The 15,006-nt window shown below is 64.2% G+C and carries 12 protein-coding genes; 8 read left to right on the top strand and 4 right to left on the bottom strand.

Annotated features, from left to right (window positions below):
* Nucleotides 1-15 precede the first annotated feature (15 nt).
* The 4 genes from ACFOSU_RS17030 (at nucleotide 16) to ACFOSU_RS17045 (ending at nucleotide 3,969) form a co-directional block, all read left to right on the top strand.
* Nucleotides 16-1,335 carry a hypothetical protein gene (locus ACFOSU_RS17030; RefSeq protein ID WP_380691116.1) on the top strand — a complete coding sequence of 440 codons (1,320 nt, stop codon included), beginning with the start codon at nucleotides 16-18 and terminating at the stop codon, nucleotides 1,333-1,335.
* Nucleotides 1,336-1,392: 57 nt separating this feature from the next.
* A complete protein-coding gene (pip, locus tag ACFOSU_RS17035) occupies nucleotides 1,393-2,358 on the top strand; it encodes a prolyl aminopeptidase (RefSeq protein WP_380691117.1) in 966 nt (321 codons plus the stop codon).
* A gap of 89 nt (nucleotides 2,359-2,447) precedes the next feature.
* Nucleotides 2,448-2,807, top strand: coding sequence for a putative quinol monooxygenase (locus ACFOSU_RS17040; protein ID WP_380691118.1), 360 nt, complete (start codon nucleotides 2,448-2,450; stop codon nucleotides 2,805-2,807).
* 118 nt (nucleotides 2,808-2,925) lie between these two features.
* Nucleotides 2,926-3,969: an alpha/beta hydrolase gene (locus ACFOSU_RS17045; protein WP_380691119.1), complete on the top strand. Its 1,044-nt coding sequence runs from the start codon at nucleotides 2,926-2,928 to the stop codon at nucleotides 3,967-3,969.
* Between the two features lie 48 nt (nucleotides 3,970-4,017).
* Here the strand turns inward: ACFOSU_RS17045 and ACFOSU_RS17050 are convergent, their stop codons facing one another.
* Complete coding sequence (locus ACFOSU_RS17050; RefSeq protein WP_380691120.1) at nucleotides 4,018-4,470, bottom strand: EF-hand domain-containing protein; 453 nt, start codon at nucleotides 4,468-4,470, stop codon at nucleotides 4,018-4,020.
* A 123-nt stretch (nucleotides 4,471-4,593) separates the two neighbouring features.
* Nucleotides 4,594-6,534, bottom strand: coding sequence for an alkaline phosphatase family protein (locus tag ACFOSU_RS17055; RefSeq protein ID WP_380691121.1), 1,941 nt, complete (start codon nucleotides 6,532-6,534; stop codon nucleotides 4,594-4,596).
* A gap of 189 nt (nucleotides 6,535-6,723) precedes the next feature.
* On the opposite strand from ACFOSU_RS17055, the gene ACFOSU_RS17060 reads away from it, so the two are divergent.
* On the top strand, nucleotides 6,724-8,031 hold the full coding sequence (locus ACFOSU_RS17060) for an Nramp family divalent metal transporter (protein ID WP_380691122.1): 1,308 nt from the start codon (nucleotides 6,724-6,726) through the stop codon (nucleotides 8,029-8,031).
* Nucleotides 8,032-8,034: 3 nt separating this feature from the next.
* Here the strand turns inward: ACFOSU_RS17060 and ACFOSU_RS17065 are convergent, their stop codons facing one another.
* Nucleotides 8,035-9,264, bottom strand: a complete 1,230-nt coding sequence (locus ACFOSU_RS17065) for an MFS transporter (protein WP_380691123.1) — start codon at nucleotides 9,262-9,264, stop codon at nucleotides 8,035-8,037.
* Nucleotides 9,265-9,495: 231 nt separating this feature from the next.
* On the opposite strand from ACFOSU_RS17065, the gene typA reads away from it, so the two are divergent.
* The 3 genes from typA (at nucleotide 9,496) to ACFOSU_RS17080 (ending at nucleotide 13,895) form a co-directional block, all read left to right on the top strand.
* Entirely contained in the window at nucleotides 9,496-11,331 is a 1,836-nt protein-coding gene (gene typA / locus ACFOSU_RS17070) for a translational GTPase TypA (protein WP_380691124.1), read from the top strand.
* Between the two features lie 129 nt (nucleotides 11,332-11,460).
* A complete protein-coding gene (locus ACFOSU_RS17075) occupies nucleotides 11,461-13,044 on the top strand; it encodes a GNAT family N-acetyltransferase (RefSeq protein WP_380691125.1) in 1,584 nt (527 codons plus the stop codon).
* A gap of 89 nt (nucleotides 13,045-13,133) precedes the next feature.
* Nucleotides 13,134-13,895 (top strand): SIR2 family NAD-dependent protein deacylase, encoded by a 762-nt coding sequence (locus tag ACFOSU_RS17080; protein WP_380691126.1) that lies wholly within the window; start codon nucleotides 13,134-13,136, stop codon nucleotides 13,893-13,895.
* A 96-nt stretch (nucleotides 13,896-13,991) separates the two neighbouring features.
* Here the strand turns inward: ACFOSU_RS17080 and ACFOSU_RS17085 are convergent, their stop codons facing one another.
* Nucleotides 13,992-14,945: a PEP-CTERM sorting domain-containing protein gene (locus ACFOSU_RS17085; RefSeq protein WP_380691127.1), complete on the bottom strand. Its 954-nt coding sequence runs from the start codon at nucleotides 14,943-14,945 to the stop codon at nucleotides 13,992-13,994.
* Between the last annotated feature and the right edge of the window lie 61 nt (nucleotides 14,946-15,006).

Below are 15,006 nucleotides of genomic sequence, written 5' to 3' on the forward strand. Positions count from 1 at the left end.
AGAACGCCACGGATCGTGACATCCGCGAAAACGGCCGGCGCGCGCAGCGCGCTGGCCTATCTGGCGCTGGCCACCGGCGTCATCGGTATCGTGCCCCTGGCGCAATGGGTCGGCGCGCCGGCGGCGATCGTCGCGGTCGCCCTCGCCTGGGCCACCCTCAAGCCTATCCCGCGCGTACTGATCAGCCTCGTGCTCATCGTGGCCGGCCTGGGGCTGCTCCTCAATCCGGTGATCCTCGGGCCGAGTAGCGCCACGCTTACGCGGCTTGCCTCACTGATAATCGCGGTCATGCTTTTGGCCCACGTACTCGGGCGTTCACGCCATCTCGCGCTCATTTCCGAGCATCTGTTCGCCGGGCGCGCGCTGACGCGTTATCTGAGCATCACTTTCGGCGGTCTGTTTCTTGCCGTGCCGCTGAATTTCGGCTCGGTGAGCGTCATCGGCACCCTGATCGGGCGCGAAATTCGAACCCACGGCGATTCCAGCGGCACCCGCAACGCCGCGCGTGCGGTGCTGCGCGGCTTCGGATCGGCCTCGATCTGCTCGCCGCTGTCGATCGCGGTCGTGCTCACGCTCACCCTCGTGCCGGGTCTGCACGGCTGGCAACTGATCAGCCTGACTTTTCCACTGGCCGCGGCCTATCTGCTGCTCGGCACCCTGTTTCGCGAGCCCGAAGCGGCGTCCAGCGAGCGCGGCGACCAACTCGCCGGCGCCGACGTGCTGCGTTCCTGGCTTTTCTTTGCCGCCTGTATCGGCCTGATCTGTCTGTCGACCTATCTGCTACGCAGCCTGGTGAACATGGACTATGCGCGGGCCGTGACCTGCAGCTGCCTGGTGATCGTGGTCATCGGCTTGTTCGGCGGCGAAGGCCCGCCCCGCCTGCCGGCCATGGACAATATCGGCAACGAGCTGGCGATCATCGGCGGGTCGGCGTTTCTGGGCGCCACCGTGAGTACGCTGGTGTCCGCGCATCTGGGTACCAGCTTCGCCCTGCCCGGCTGGTCCCTGCCGGTGATTGCATGGGGCGTGCCGTGGCTGCTGTTCGGCGGCGGACTCATCGGCCTGAACCCGATCATCGCGGTCACCCTCATCGGCGGCCTGTCGAGCCAGCTGTGGCCGGCCAGTGCGGGCCTCGGGCTGGCGGTCGGGCTGGTCTGCGGCTGGGGTTTGACCATCGCGGGTACGCCCTATTCGGCGAATGCCTTGCTGATCCAGCGCCTGACCGGCTACGACAACTGGCGGGTCTCGGTGCAGTGGAGCGGTCGTCTGTCGCTGTGCGCACTGGCACTGGCATCGTCGCTCGCCGCGCTGCTAACCACCCTGCTCATGCCGTGATCGGCGTACAAGCTGATAGCCTGAGCGCCTGATAACCTCCCGCTCTGAACCCGGCCCATGACCGCAACACGCCACCGCTCTCTCTATCCTGAAATCGAACCCTTCGATACCGGCCATCTGGCGGTATCCGATCGCCATACCCTCTACTACGAACAGTGCGGCAATCCGGCCGGCAAGCCGGTCGTATTTCTGCACGGCGGTCCGGGCGGCGGTGCCGGCCCCACCAGCCGCCGTTTCTTCGACCCCGCGCATTACCGCATCGTACTGTTCGACCAGCGCGGCTGTGGCAAGTCGACGCCGCACGCGGATCTCGTCGACAACACCACCTGGCATCTGGTCGACGATATCGAACGCCTGCGCACGCTGCTGGCGATAGAGCGCTGGCAGGTCTTCGGCGGCTCCTGGGGTTCGACGCTGGCGCTGGCCTACGCACAGACCTATCCGGAGCGGGTCACGGAGCTGGTGCTGCGCGGCATCTTCATGCTCAGACGCGCGGAAATGCTGTGGTTCTATCAACACGGCGCCAGCGCCCTGTTCCCTGACGCCTTCGAGGCCTATCGGGATTTCATTCCCGAGGTCGAACGTGGCGACATGATGGGCGCCTACTATCGTCGGCTCACCAGCGACGACGTCGAACTGCGCGTCGCCGCCGCCCGCGCCTGGGCGACCTGGGAAGGTGCGACGAGTTTCATCAAGCCCAACCGCAACTATATCGCCACCACCGCCGGCGACCGCTTCGCGCTCGCCTTCGCGCGCATCGAATGTCATTACTTCGTCAACGGCGGCTTCTTCGAGCATGACGACCAGCTGTTACACGGCGTCGACAGAATCCGAGACATCCCGACCACCATCGTGCATGGCCGTTACGACGTCGTCTGCCCGCTGGTCAACGCCTGGGATCTGCACCGTGCCTGGCCGGAGGCGGATCTGCGCATCACCCCGGACGCCGGCCATTCGGCGTTCGAGCCGGGCAACCGCCATGCACTGGTCGAAGCCACCGATCGTTTTCGCGATCCGGACTGACCGGCGGCCGGTAACGCGCGGACGTCCGGTGGTCGCCGACGCCATGCAAAGGCTAAGCTGTCTGCACCTCAAACAAGAAGGAGCCATCCATGGCCAATGATCGCTGTGTATCCATCGCCCCCTACTTCGAAGTGCCGGACGAGCGCATGGACGAATTCAAGGGGCTGGTCGCGCGTTTCGTCGAGGCGAGCGAAAAAGAAGAAGGCTGTCTCTATTACGGGTTTCTGTTCGACGGCAACACCGCCACCTGCCGCGAAGGCTATGCCGGCGCCGACGGCGTGCTCGCGCATCTGAGCAACGTCGGCGAGCTATTTGCGCAGGCCCAGGAAGTCGGCCAGCTTATCCGCATGGAAGTGCACGGCCCCGAGGAAGAACTCGCGCGCCTGCGTGAACCCCTGGACGGCATGGGCATCGACTTTTACGCACTCGAGGCCGGTTTTCGCCGCTAGACCGGCCCCGGATCAGTGAGTCGGCCGCCGCGCAACGCCAGGCACGACGCGCTGGTATGATCTGACAACGGCCCCAGTCAGTTAGGGGCCGGCTCATTCGATCAGCAAAGGGGTGGCCATGAGCGAACAGTCGATAGCCGAACGTATCGAGGGCGCCTTCGCGCGTGGCCTCATGGCTCTGCCGGCCGGCATGTTGCGCATTCTCGCCGGCCGGCCGGTGGTGCTCGACGGCCAGACGCTGGATGTGCAGACCCAACTGCTGCTCAAGCTGCAGCGGCTACGCGGCATGGACGGGCTGGGTGGCAGCACGCCGGCACAGGAGCGGCGCCGGATCGACGCCCAGAGCCAGCTGCTCGCGCCCACCAACGCACGGCCGCTGGACGTGCGTGATATCAGCCTCGCGGCTGCGGTCGGCTCGATCGGCGGCCGCCTCTACCGACCGGCGGCCTGCAAGACCAACGCACCGGCACTGGTGTTCTACCATGGCGGCGGCTTCGTGATCGGCTCTCTGGATTCGCATGACGGCGTATGCCGTGCGCTCGCCGATCAGGCCGGTTGCGTGGTCATCTCCGTGGATTACCGACTCGCCCCGGAGCACCCCGCGCCGGCCTGCTCGGACGACGCGATCAGCGCTTTTCGCGATATCGCCGCGCGCGCAGGCGAGTTCGACATCGACACCGCGCGCATCGCTGTATCCGGCGACAGCGCCGGCGGCAACCTGGCCGCGGTGGTGGCCCAGGCCACGCGCCACGACACCGTCGCGCCCTGCTTTCAGCTGCTGTTTTATCCGGTGGTCGACTTTGCCGTGGATCGCGAGTCGGTGCGCACGTTCGCCCGCGGCTTCCTGCTCGAGAAGGCGTCCATGGACTGGTTTCGTGGTCACTACATCCCGACCGACGTCGACAACAGCGATCCGCGTGTCTCGCCGATTTACGGGGAACTCGCCGGCCTCGCCCCCGCCTTCGTACTCACCGGCGGTTTCGATCCGCTGCGCGACGAGGGCGAAGCCTACGCCGAGGCCATGCAGGCCGCTGGCGTGGAAGCCCGCGTGAAACGCTACCCCAGCATGATCCACGGTTTTCTGAACTTCGCCGGCCCGATCCATGGCGCGGGCGCGGCGTTGAACGACGGCGCGAGTGCGCTCGCGAAAGCGCTCCGGTAACGCGCAACGCATAGGATGCCTTGGCCCATGCGACGCCGGGCCGCATTCCTACCGACTATCGTTGCGGTCCGAACCGTAGGCGCTTTTGAGTTCCCGACCGTCGATGACGCCGTCGCCATTGGTATCCAGCCGGTCGAAATACGGGGTCATGCCTGCCTGATACTCCGCCAGCGAGATGGTGCCGCCGGCATCGGTATCGAGATTGGAAAACCACTGGTCGAGGGCCTTGGCACGCGCTCTCTTGACCCTCCTGTCGGCATCCGCGTCGGGCTGCGGCTGGCTTGCCTTGAGTTCGTCCGCGCCCAGCACGCCATCGCTGTTGCCGTCCAGGCGATGAAACACCTTGACCTGGGCGTTGGCGGCTTCCTGGCGGCTGATTACGCCGTCGCTGTTGGCATCCAGCGATGCCAGCCCGGATTCGTCCTGCGGCTGGCCCAAGGCCGGCACGCTGAAAACGCTGCCTGCAAGCACCATCGTAATCGCAAATTGTCGTGTCTTCATGCCTGACTCTTTTCGGTCGTGGATATGCCGATTGCACGGCGATATCCGGGATGCCTCAGCAGGTAGAGACAGCCCGATGCGCCACAGGTTCGAATTGACCCTCGACGCTCGCCTCGCGCCGACTCAGACCTCGATTTCGTTGGTCTGGTCGAAACTCACGTCGCGATCGTCCACGCCGAGTTCGCGGATATCGACCGGCTGGCCGGCGTCGTTGAAGCGCACGAAACCCATGCCGGCGCCGTTGACCAGGCGCTCGCCGTGCGAGGCGGGCGAGGGTCGACGGGGGCTCACCCGCATGCGCCGGCGCTTGGTGAACCAGTTGAGCGGCGAATATGGCGCGAACAGCCATCGGTTGAGCCGATCGAACCAGTCGAGCAGACGCCGGGGAAACTCGTTCTTCACCCCGCTGCTGGTGATCTGCCAGATCTTCTGCCGGCTGTCGCCGTGACGCAGGGTCACGTCGTAGACGAACGAATAATGCACGTCGCCCGACAGCACCGTGAAATTGCGCGGGGTGGCGCGATGGCGAAAGATGTTGAGCAGGGTATGCGCGCTGCCCGGGTGCGCCATCCAGTTTTCGGCATCGACCATCAAGGGCTTGCCGAACCAGGTGAAGATCCGCTGGATGTTCTCGATCAGCTTGACGCCGAAGATCGGCGCGGCCGAGACAATGACCACGCTGTCGCGGCCCATGAAATGCGACTGCATGTCCGAGAGCGCTTCCCAGTCCATCAAGCCGGACGGATGCGACGGCTTGCGCACGCGTCGCCAACGCCGCGTGCGGGTATCGAGCAGTACCACCGCAGGCTCGGTATCGAGAATGAAGCCCCAGTCGTGGAAATCCAGCACGGCTTCGACGAGATCGTCGTGCGCCGGCTTGTCGTGCGCTGCGGTGTAGCGCGTCAGCGCGGGCAGGATCGTGTCCTCGAACGCCTCGGGGCGATTGCCCCAGCCCTGACACAGCAAATAAGCCACCAGCGCGTTGCCGATGATGCGACGCGAGAAAGGATGGCCATAGGCGCTGTCCATCCACAGACCGGTGAGATTCCAGTCGTCGGTAATGTCGTGGTCGTCGAAAATCATCGCGACCGGCGTGTTGGCCATGATGCGGCGCGCGCCCGGCAGTTCGTCGACGAAGGCGCGGATGATGCCGGCCTCCTCATCGTAGCGCTCGCCCTCTTCTTCGTTCAGCGCTGGGCGCGAATACGACAGCTCACGCCAGGGTGCATCGGACCAGCACAGCAGATACATCGCCAGCACTTCGGCGAGCGTGATCAGATGATTGCCGGAGCTCGCGGACGTGAATACGGGTTTTTCGGTGCCGCCGAAGAAGCGTTCGCGCAGCGCGCGACTCGATTTCTCGTGTGGCAGCAGGTCGTCGCGCCGGTAGTAGCAGTGCTCGCTCGCATACAGACCGGCGCTGTCGTCGACCACCGAGCCTTCCAGTTGTTCCGACCACAGCCCGAGCCGCTCGATCAGCGCGTGGATGGCGCGCAGCAGCGGCCCGGCCACATCGTCGGCATAGATCTGATCGCCGGTGAGCAGCATCACCGTGGGCCAGGCATTGGTGTACTCGCGTCGCTGCGACAGCCACCGGTCCGCGCGCGCCATGCCGTCGCCGGAAGGATGATGCGGCCGCCGACAGGAGCCGTGCAGGACGTTGTCGAGGCGGGTGCGGAACACGAACCGCGGGCGCCGCTCACCGTCGTAGCACAGACCCGGCTCGAGTTCGGCGAGCGAATGCGTCTGCGCGCCCAGCCACAGGTCATAGCCGATCGCGACGTTCTCGCCGAGTGGCGCGATGCCGGCGGCTGCGAAATCGATATCGATCAAGAGCAGCCAGGCGCGCTCGCCGATACGGATATCGCGCGTATGCGCGGCCAGATCGACGACATCGTCGGGCGTCTCCTGTTGACCGTGGTCCTGTCGATACAAGGCCAGCTTGAGCGCGATCGGCTCGCTGACCGCAAGCCACAGCACCATCCGCTGCGCGCGCAGGCGACGCAGGATCGGCCCGGCAATGACCGCCGAGGCGGCTCCGTTCGTTTTCGTTTGACTATGCATGCATCGATTGTACTGAGCCCGGCGCCGTTTGCGTACGCTTGGACCTTTTGCACCGGTTGACCCGTGTTTGCCTACAGAGTAATTTTAAGCATTGGCTAAGTTTTAACGTCCCGGTCTATTAATGAATCATCGTGGCCATCCGCGCACAGGCGGCAGGCCGGCGTGCTCCGACGCTGGCGGGTCGCGCACATGAGCACCTGCGCCGACGAGACCCTGGACCGATTGCCCGGCGAGCAGGCGACCATCCGCGCGGCTCAGGCGGCACTGAATGGCCGCCAGCGCGGTTTGAAAGGCCTGTTCCCGTTTCTCGGGCCGGCCTTCATCGCCTCGGTCGCGTATATCGATCCGGGCAACTTCGCGACCAATATCCAGGCCGGCTCGACCTACGGCTATCTGCTGCTCTGGGTGGTCTTTGCTTCCAACCTGATGGCCATCGTCATCCAGAGCATGTCGGCCAAGCTCGGCATCGCCACCGGCTACAACGTGCCGGAAATCTGCCGTGCGCGCTTCAAGCGCCCGGTCACGATCGGCCTCTGGATACAGGCCGAAATCATCGCCATTGCCACCGATCTCGCCGAATTCATCGGCGGCGCGCTCGGGCTGCATCTGTTGTTCGGCATCGCGCTGTTTCCGGCCGCGGTCATCACCGGGGTGTTCTCCTTCGGCCTGCTGGAACTGCAACGGCGCGGATTTCGGCCGCTCGAAGCGGTGATCACCGCGCTGGTGGGCGTGGTCATCGTCTCCTTTGCCTATGAAGTATTCGTCGCCCAGCCGGACCCGGAGGCGCTGGCCGGCGGCTTGATTCCCGGCTTCGAAGGCACCCAGAGCGTGATGCTCGCCGCCGGCATTCTCGGCGCAACCGTCATGCCGCACGTCATCTACCTGCACTCGGCGCTTACCCAGCGGCGCGTGGTCGGGCGCACGGCCGAAGAGCGCAAGCGGATATTCCGTTTCGAATTCATCGATATTCTGATCGCCATGGGCGTGGCCGGGCTGATCAACGCCGCCATGCTGGTCATGGCCGCCGGGCTGTTCTTCGGCCACGGCGAGACGGTGTCCACGATCGAGGGTGCGTTCGCCCGGCTCGGCGATCAGGCCGGGTCGGCCGCGGCCATTCTGTTCGGAATCGGCCTGCTGGCCAGCGGCTTTTCCAGTTCGTCGGTCGGCACGATGAGCGGCCAGATCGTGATGCAGGGATTCATCAAACGCCAGATTCCGTTATATGTCCGGCGTCTGATCACCATGGCGCCCGCGCTGGCGATTCTGGCCATGGGCGTGGACCCGACCACCGCCCTGGTGATGAGCCAGGTCGTGCTGTCGTTCGGCATCCCGTTCGCGCTGATTCCGCTGCTGATGTTCTGTTCCAATCGCAGCATCATGGGCAGCCTGGTCAATCGACGCATCACCACCATGGCGGCCTGGATGATTGCCGGGGTGGTGATCTCGCTCAACGTGTTCCTGCTGTATCAGACCTTCACCGGCGGGTTCTCGGCCTAGTCGTCATTGCTGGCGCCGCCACACCATCAGCCGCAGGATCGCGATCATCCCGAACGCCAGCAGCACCGCCACCATGGCGGTGACACCGGGCCATGCGAAGCGCGCCCAGAACAGGCCACCCAGCGATCCGATCACGCTCGAGCCCAGGTAATAGGCGAGCAGATACAGCCCGGCGGCCTGGCCCTTGCCGCCGTCGGCCAGCGGTCCGACCCAACCGCTGGCAACCGAGTGGCCGGCAAAGAAACCGATGGTCAGCAGTGCGATACCGACAACCAGCGATGGCAGAAAATCCACCCACATGCAGCCCAGCCCGGCACTCATCAGCGCGAACGCGGCAAGAAGCACGGGTGCGGACCCATGGCGATCCGCCAGCCGACCGAAGACGGCCGAGGCGACGATGCCGAGCAGATACACCACGAAGATCGCGCCGACCGCGCTCTGGCTCATGGAAAACGGAGCCGCCGCCAGCCGGTAGCCAATATAGTTGTAGATGCTGACGAACGAGCCCATCAGTACGAACCCGCAGGCAAACAGCCAGGGCAGCGCATCGTGGCGCAGATGCCGGCCGATCGGGGCGAAATGGTCGCGTAACGCCAGGCCGCGCTGCGCGCGGAAATTGCGCGACGGCGGCAGCAGCCATACGAATGCCGCGGCCGCCACGAAGCCCATGCCACCGATCAACGCGATTGCCGGGCGCCAGCCGCCGATATCGGCAATCACCCCCGCGAGCACGCGCCCCGACATGCCTCCGAAGGCGCTGCCGCCGACATACAGGCCCATGGCCGTACCCAGATCGCCCGGGCGCATCTCCTCGGAAAGATAGGCCATGGCCAGCGCCGGCACGCCGCCAAGCGCCACGCCTTCGAGCGCGCGCGCCGCCAGCAAGACATACCAGTCCGGCGAGAGCGCGGCAGCCAGGGACAGCAGCGCCGACGCAATCAGCGACGCGCTCATCAGACGCTTGCGATCGATCGCCTCGGACATCAATCCGGCAAAAAACAGGGTGAACGCGAGTACCCCGGTGGTGATCGACAACGACAGGCTGCTCTGCGCCGGACTGATGGCGAAATTGTGCGAAAACAGCGGCATCAGCGGCTGCACGCTGTATAACGACGAAAAGGTCGCGAAACCGGCGGCGAACAGCGCAATGTTCGCGCGTCGATACGCCGGCGTGCCGCGCTCGAGCCAACCCGACGATGCCGACGCCCCGGCAACAGTTGTGGAATCATTCATTGGCGCGATTATCGCATGCGGCTCGGCGTGGTCAGCCGCTTGCGCACGCCGCCGGCGCCAGGGGCGCACGAAGCGCCACGAACCGCGAATAGCCGGACAGTTTTGCTTTTATTTACGCACAGCGCTAGCCGGGAGCCCCCCAATGCCCGATAATGCGCGCGTTTTTCGCGAAGTCCGCGCGCCCTATCCCTTCAGCGCGCACCGCGCCCGATTCAATCCAAAGGTTTCTTAATGATCGATAATCTTCGCAATATCGCGATCATCGCCCACGTCGACCACGGCAAGACCACGCTGGTGGACTGCCTGCTGCGCCAGTCCGGCACGTTCGCGGCGCGCGAGGAAGTCGCCGACCGCATCATGGACTCCAACGATCTGGAGCGCGAGCGCGGCATCACGATCACGTCCAAGAATACCGCCATCGAGTGGCGCGACCCCGACAGCGATGAAAACTATCGCATCAACATCGTCGACACCCCGGGCCATGCCGACTTCGGTGGTGAGGTCGAGCGCGTGCTGTCGATGGTCGATTCGGTGCTTCTGCTGGTCGACGCCGTCGACGGCCCGATGCCGCAGACCCGCTTCGTCACCGAAAAGGCCTTCGAGCTGGGCCTCAAGCCGATTGTCGTGATCAACAAGATCGACCGCGACGGCGCGCGCCCGGACTGGGTGCTGACCCAGACCTTCGACCTGTTCGACTCACTCGGCGCGACCGACGAGCAGCTCGACTTCCCGACGGTCTACACGTCGGCGCTGGGCGGCTATGCCGGGCTCGAGGACGACGTGCGCGAGGGCGACATGAAGCCGCTGTTCCGCACCATCGTCGAGCGCGTGCCGGCGCCGCCGGTGAATCTGGACGGCCCGTTCCAGATGCAGATCACCACGCTGGACTTCAACACCTTCGTCGGCCAGATCGGCATCGGCCGTATCGCCCGCGGCGCGATCAAGCCGGCCACTCCGGTCACCATCGTCGATCGCGAAGGCAACAAGAAGAACGCCAAGATCGCGGGCGTGTTCGGCTTTCTGGGCCTGAACCGGGTGGAAGTCGACAGCGCCCAGGCCGGCGACATCGTCGCCCTGACCGGCATGGACGGTCTGGATATCTCCGACACCATCTGTGATCCGGCAACGCCCGAGGCGCTGCCCGCACTGACCGTGGACGAGCCGACCATGAGCATGACCTTCGAGGTCAACAAGTCGCCCATGGCCGGCAAGGAAGGCGACTACATGACCAGTCGCCAGATCCGCGAACGGCTGCTGCGCGAACTCAAGTCCAACGTCGCTCTGCGGGTCGAATTCACCAACGATCCGGATCGCTTCAAGGTCTCCGGTCGTGGCCTGCTGCATCTGTCGGTGCTGCTGGAAACCATGCGTCGCGAGGGCTACGAGCTGGCCGTGTCACGCCCGGAAGTGGTCACCCGTGAAGTCGACGGCGAGATCCACGAGCCCTATGAACTGCTGATCTGCGATATCGAGGACGGCCATCAGGGCACGGTCATCGATAATCTGAATCAGCGCCGTGGCCAGTTGCGCAACATGCAGCCGGACGGCCTGGGCCGTACCCGCCTGGAATTCATCATCCCGTCGCGCGGGTTGATCGGTTTCCAGACCGAGTTCATGAGCCAGACCTCGGGCACCGGCATCGTCACCCATGTGTTCGATCACTACGGCCCGGTCGGCTCGCTGGGCATCGGCCAGCGGCATTCCGGCGTGCTGATCTCCAATGCCACCGGCAAGGCCGTGGGCTTCGGCCTGTTCAACCTCCAGGAGCGCGGCCGCATGATGGTCTCGCCCAACGAAGAGGTCTACGAAGGCATGGTCGTGGGCATCCACTCGCGCGACAACGACCTCACCGTCAACGTGCTCAAGGCCAAGCAGCTGACCAACGTGCGTGCGTCGGGCACCGACGAGAACATCGTGCTCACGCCGGCGATGCGCATGACGCTGGAACAGGCGCTCGAGTTCATCAACGACGATGAACTGGTCGAGATCACCCCGGCCACGATCCGCGTGCGCAAGCGCTGGCTCAAGGAACACGAGCGCAAGAAGGCCGGCCGCGGCAACGCCTGATCGGGCCGTAGTGCCGGCCGCGACGAGCCGGGCTGAACAACGGCCCGGCTTGAAAGCGGTAAGCCTGATAACCATCAACGGGATATGTCCGCTTGCGGGCCTGTTTTTCGTTCTTCAAGGTTTGACTCAATGACCACCGCCACTCGTCGTTCGCGCCTTATCGTTCGCGCTGCCACCCTGGCCGATATCCCGGCCATCAACCGGGTGGTACAGAACACCTATCCGAACCTCGACGACTACACGTTCGATGAGCTGCGCGGGCAGATCAACAACTTCCCGGCCGGCCAGCTGGTCGCGGTCTATGAAGATACCGTGGTCGGCTACTGCGCCACGCTCTGCCTGCCCGAAGTGCAGGTCATGGCCAACCACACCTGGGCCCAGATCACCGGCAACGGCTACGGTTCGACCCACGACACCGACGGCGACTATCTCTACGGCTACGAGATCTGCGTGGACCCGGCCGCGCGCGGCCTGCGCATCGGACAGCGTCTGTATCGCGAGCGCGAAGCGCTGTGCATGAAGCTCGGGCTCAAGGGCATTGTCTTCTCCGGCCGGCTGCCGGGGCTCAAGCGTCGCTTCAAGCGTTTCGGCAGCGCCGAAGCCTACGTCGAGGCAGTCAAGGACAAGCAGATCCGGGACTCGGTGCTGTCGTTCCAGCTCAACCAGGGCTATGAACTGCTGGGCGTGCAGGAGAACTACCTGCCCGCCGACACCGCATCCATGGGCTACGGCGCTCACCTGCTGTGGCGCAACCCCGAATATCATCAGCCCGAAGACGTCGCCGGCGACTCGCACGTGCATCTGCAGCGCCGCAATCGTGTGCGTATCGCCACCGTTCAGTACGGCCAGCGCGCGATCGACTCGTTCGACGAGTTCGCCCAGATCGTGACCTACTTCGTGCAGGAAACCGCCGACGCCAAGGCCGATTTCGTGGTGTTCCCGGAACTGTTCACGGTTCAGCTACTCTCGATCAAGAACGAGGAGCTGCGCCATCGCGCCGCGATCCAGCGCCTGGCGGATTTCTGCGACGAGTTCCGCGAACTGATGGCCGACCTGGCCGTGAAGTTCAACATCAACATCATCGCCGGCTCGCATCCGACCTGGGTCGGCAAGGACCTGCAGAACATCGCCTATATCTATCTGCGCGACGGTTCCGAACATCTGCAGCCCAAGATTCACCCCACGCCCGGCGAGCGCCACTACTGGAACATCGTCGGCGGCGATTCGCTCAACGCCATCGAGACCGACTGCGGACCGATCGGCGTGCTGGTCTGCTACGACAGCGAGTTCCCCGAGCTGTCGCGACATCTGGCCGATCAGGGCATCAACATCCTGTTCGTGCCGTTCTCGACCGAGGACCGCAACGGCCATCTGCGGGTGCGCTATTCCGCGCATGCGCGCGCGGTCGAAAACCAGATCTACGTGGCCACCTCCGGCAACGTCGGCAACCTGCCGCGTATTCACGCCATGGACCTTCACTACGGCCAGAGCGCAATCATCACGCCCTGCGATTTCGCCTTCGCCCGCGACGGCATCGCCGCCGACACTACCCCGAACGTGGAAATGGTGGCGATCGCCGATGTGCGCGTCGATCTGCTGCACGAGGCACGTACCACCGGCTCGGTACAGAACATGCTGGACCGCCGCCACGATCTCTATCATGTGCAGTGGAAGCCACGCCGGCGTGCCCTCAAGGGGGCGAAGGCGCGCTGAGGCGCCACGTCGACGCGCGGTGGACGCGCACAAGGGTCATCGATCTCTGAAATACTGCGACCTCACGCAGCTTTCACCATGGCGCGCCGATGGCCCTCAACGACGCAATCGAACGAGCCGCCCTGGCCCTGACTGACGCGCGCCATGTGCTCGTGCTCAGCGGTGCCGGCATGTCCGCGGAATCGGGCATTCCGACGTTTCGCGAGGCGCAGACTGGCCTCTGGGCGCGGTTTCCGCCCCAGGATCTGGCCACGCCCGAAGCGTTCGCGGGCAATCCGGAGCGCGTCTGGCAATGGTATCGCTGGCGTCGCACCCTGATCGCACGCGGCGGCGTCAATCCCGGTCACGTCGCCCTCGCCGCACTCGGCCGCCATATCTCACTGAGCATCGCGACCCAGAACGTCGACGGCCTGCATGCCGCGGCCGGCAGCTCGCGAGTCGCGGAACTGCACGGCAGTATCTGGCGCGAACGCTGTACCGCATGCGACGACGAAACGCTACAGCCGGTCGCCGAAGCCGACGAAGACGCGCCGTTGCCGGCCTGCGCACGGTGCGGCGCCATGACCCGCCCGGCGGTGGTCTGGTTCGGCGAGATGCTGCCCATGACAGCGCTCGAGCGTGCCCAGCGGCTACTGGCGGCCGCAGACCGTGTGCTTGTAGTGGGTACCTCCAATCAGGTGTACCCCGCGGCCACGCTCGTCGAACAGGCCGTGGCAGGATCTGCCATCGTGATCGAGATCAACACTGAGAAAACAGCGATCTCCAAGAAAGCCGATATAAAGATTGCGCAGTCGGCAAGTTCGGCACTTCCAGCAATCGCAGCTCGCGTCGCGCGCCTCATGATTAACTGACGTGTATCCGTAGCGAAGCCCTGCATCGCCACCGCCATGAAAAAGGCCCTATGCGGCATCGCATAGCGCCTTTCCACTTTTGCCCTGCCCCCCGTCTCAGATTTGCCGACGCCTGACTGCCACAAAGGCCACAAGCCACGCGAGCCCGAACGCAAGCGTAAACAGCGACCCGGGCTCAGGGACGTCTGTAGCGCCGGGTCCACCGGGGAGATCTCCATCGACGGTTTCGTCATCCAGATCGCCATTCGCCAACTCTGTTATAGCCCCCTGCAAGGTAAAGACGTCCAAAAGACTAGGTCCGGAGAAAACGATTTCAAAGATTGATGCCTCCAGATCGGTATCATCCAAAAACGACAGGTCTTGTGGTAATGCGACGCTATCGAAAAAATCCGGCGATTGTTGCGAGATCAAGCCTATAGACACGAGATCGACCGAAACGTCGCCAAAAGTTTCTGTGGAGAGGGCCGGGCCGAAGTCTGCTTGCACATCAGTGCCCCCGATGGAGAAGGACAGCGCGTCGCGCGGGGTGAATTCGACTGTGCCGCCTGTGTTGACGATTTGAAATTCAGTGTCGTTGGTCACCTGAACGACATTGCCAGTAGCGACGTGTGGCAGACCAACGCTCTGACATCCCAATTCGCTGCCGCAAAAGCCTCCCCCTACCGCGTTGAACCCCACCGAACTGGTGCTCGAGTTCGCCCGAATTGTGTCGATGTTCGCTCGCGCGCTCGTTCCGCCAAGACTGACGTTGGCATCCGTGATGGCGATGTATCCCGCCGAGGCATTATTGCCATCGAATTGCGGTGCTGCATTGTTGTAAGTGAACGATCCGCTGAGCGTAGCACTGCCGGTGGAGCCAATACCCGGACCGAAAAGCTCGTCGACAAGTTGGGCGGCATTCTCGCCGCCGGCACCCACTGTGGACGATGGATCGAAGCCGATGCTCGTTGAATATGAATATTTGATGGGCGCACCCGTAGCAACCCCCGAGATAGCGATCGCTGCGAGAAATACCACCGTCGTCGTTCCGGTCTTCATATTTTTTGTCATTTTTATCCCCGTTCTCGCGACATATGTGAATGTGTGCATGGAAACTTAGCAATATCGCGGC

Origin of the sequence: Salinisphaera aquimarina (assembly GCF_042643355.1) — a bacterium.
In the GTDB taxonomy this organism is placed as follows: Bacteria; Pseudomonadota; Gammaproteobacteria; order Nevskiales; family Salinisphaeraceae; genus Salinisphaera; species Salinisphaera aquimarina.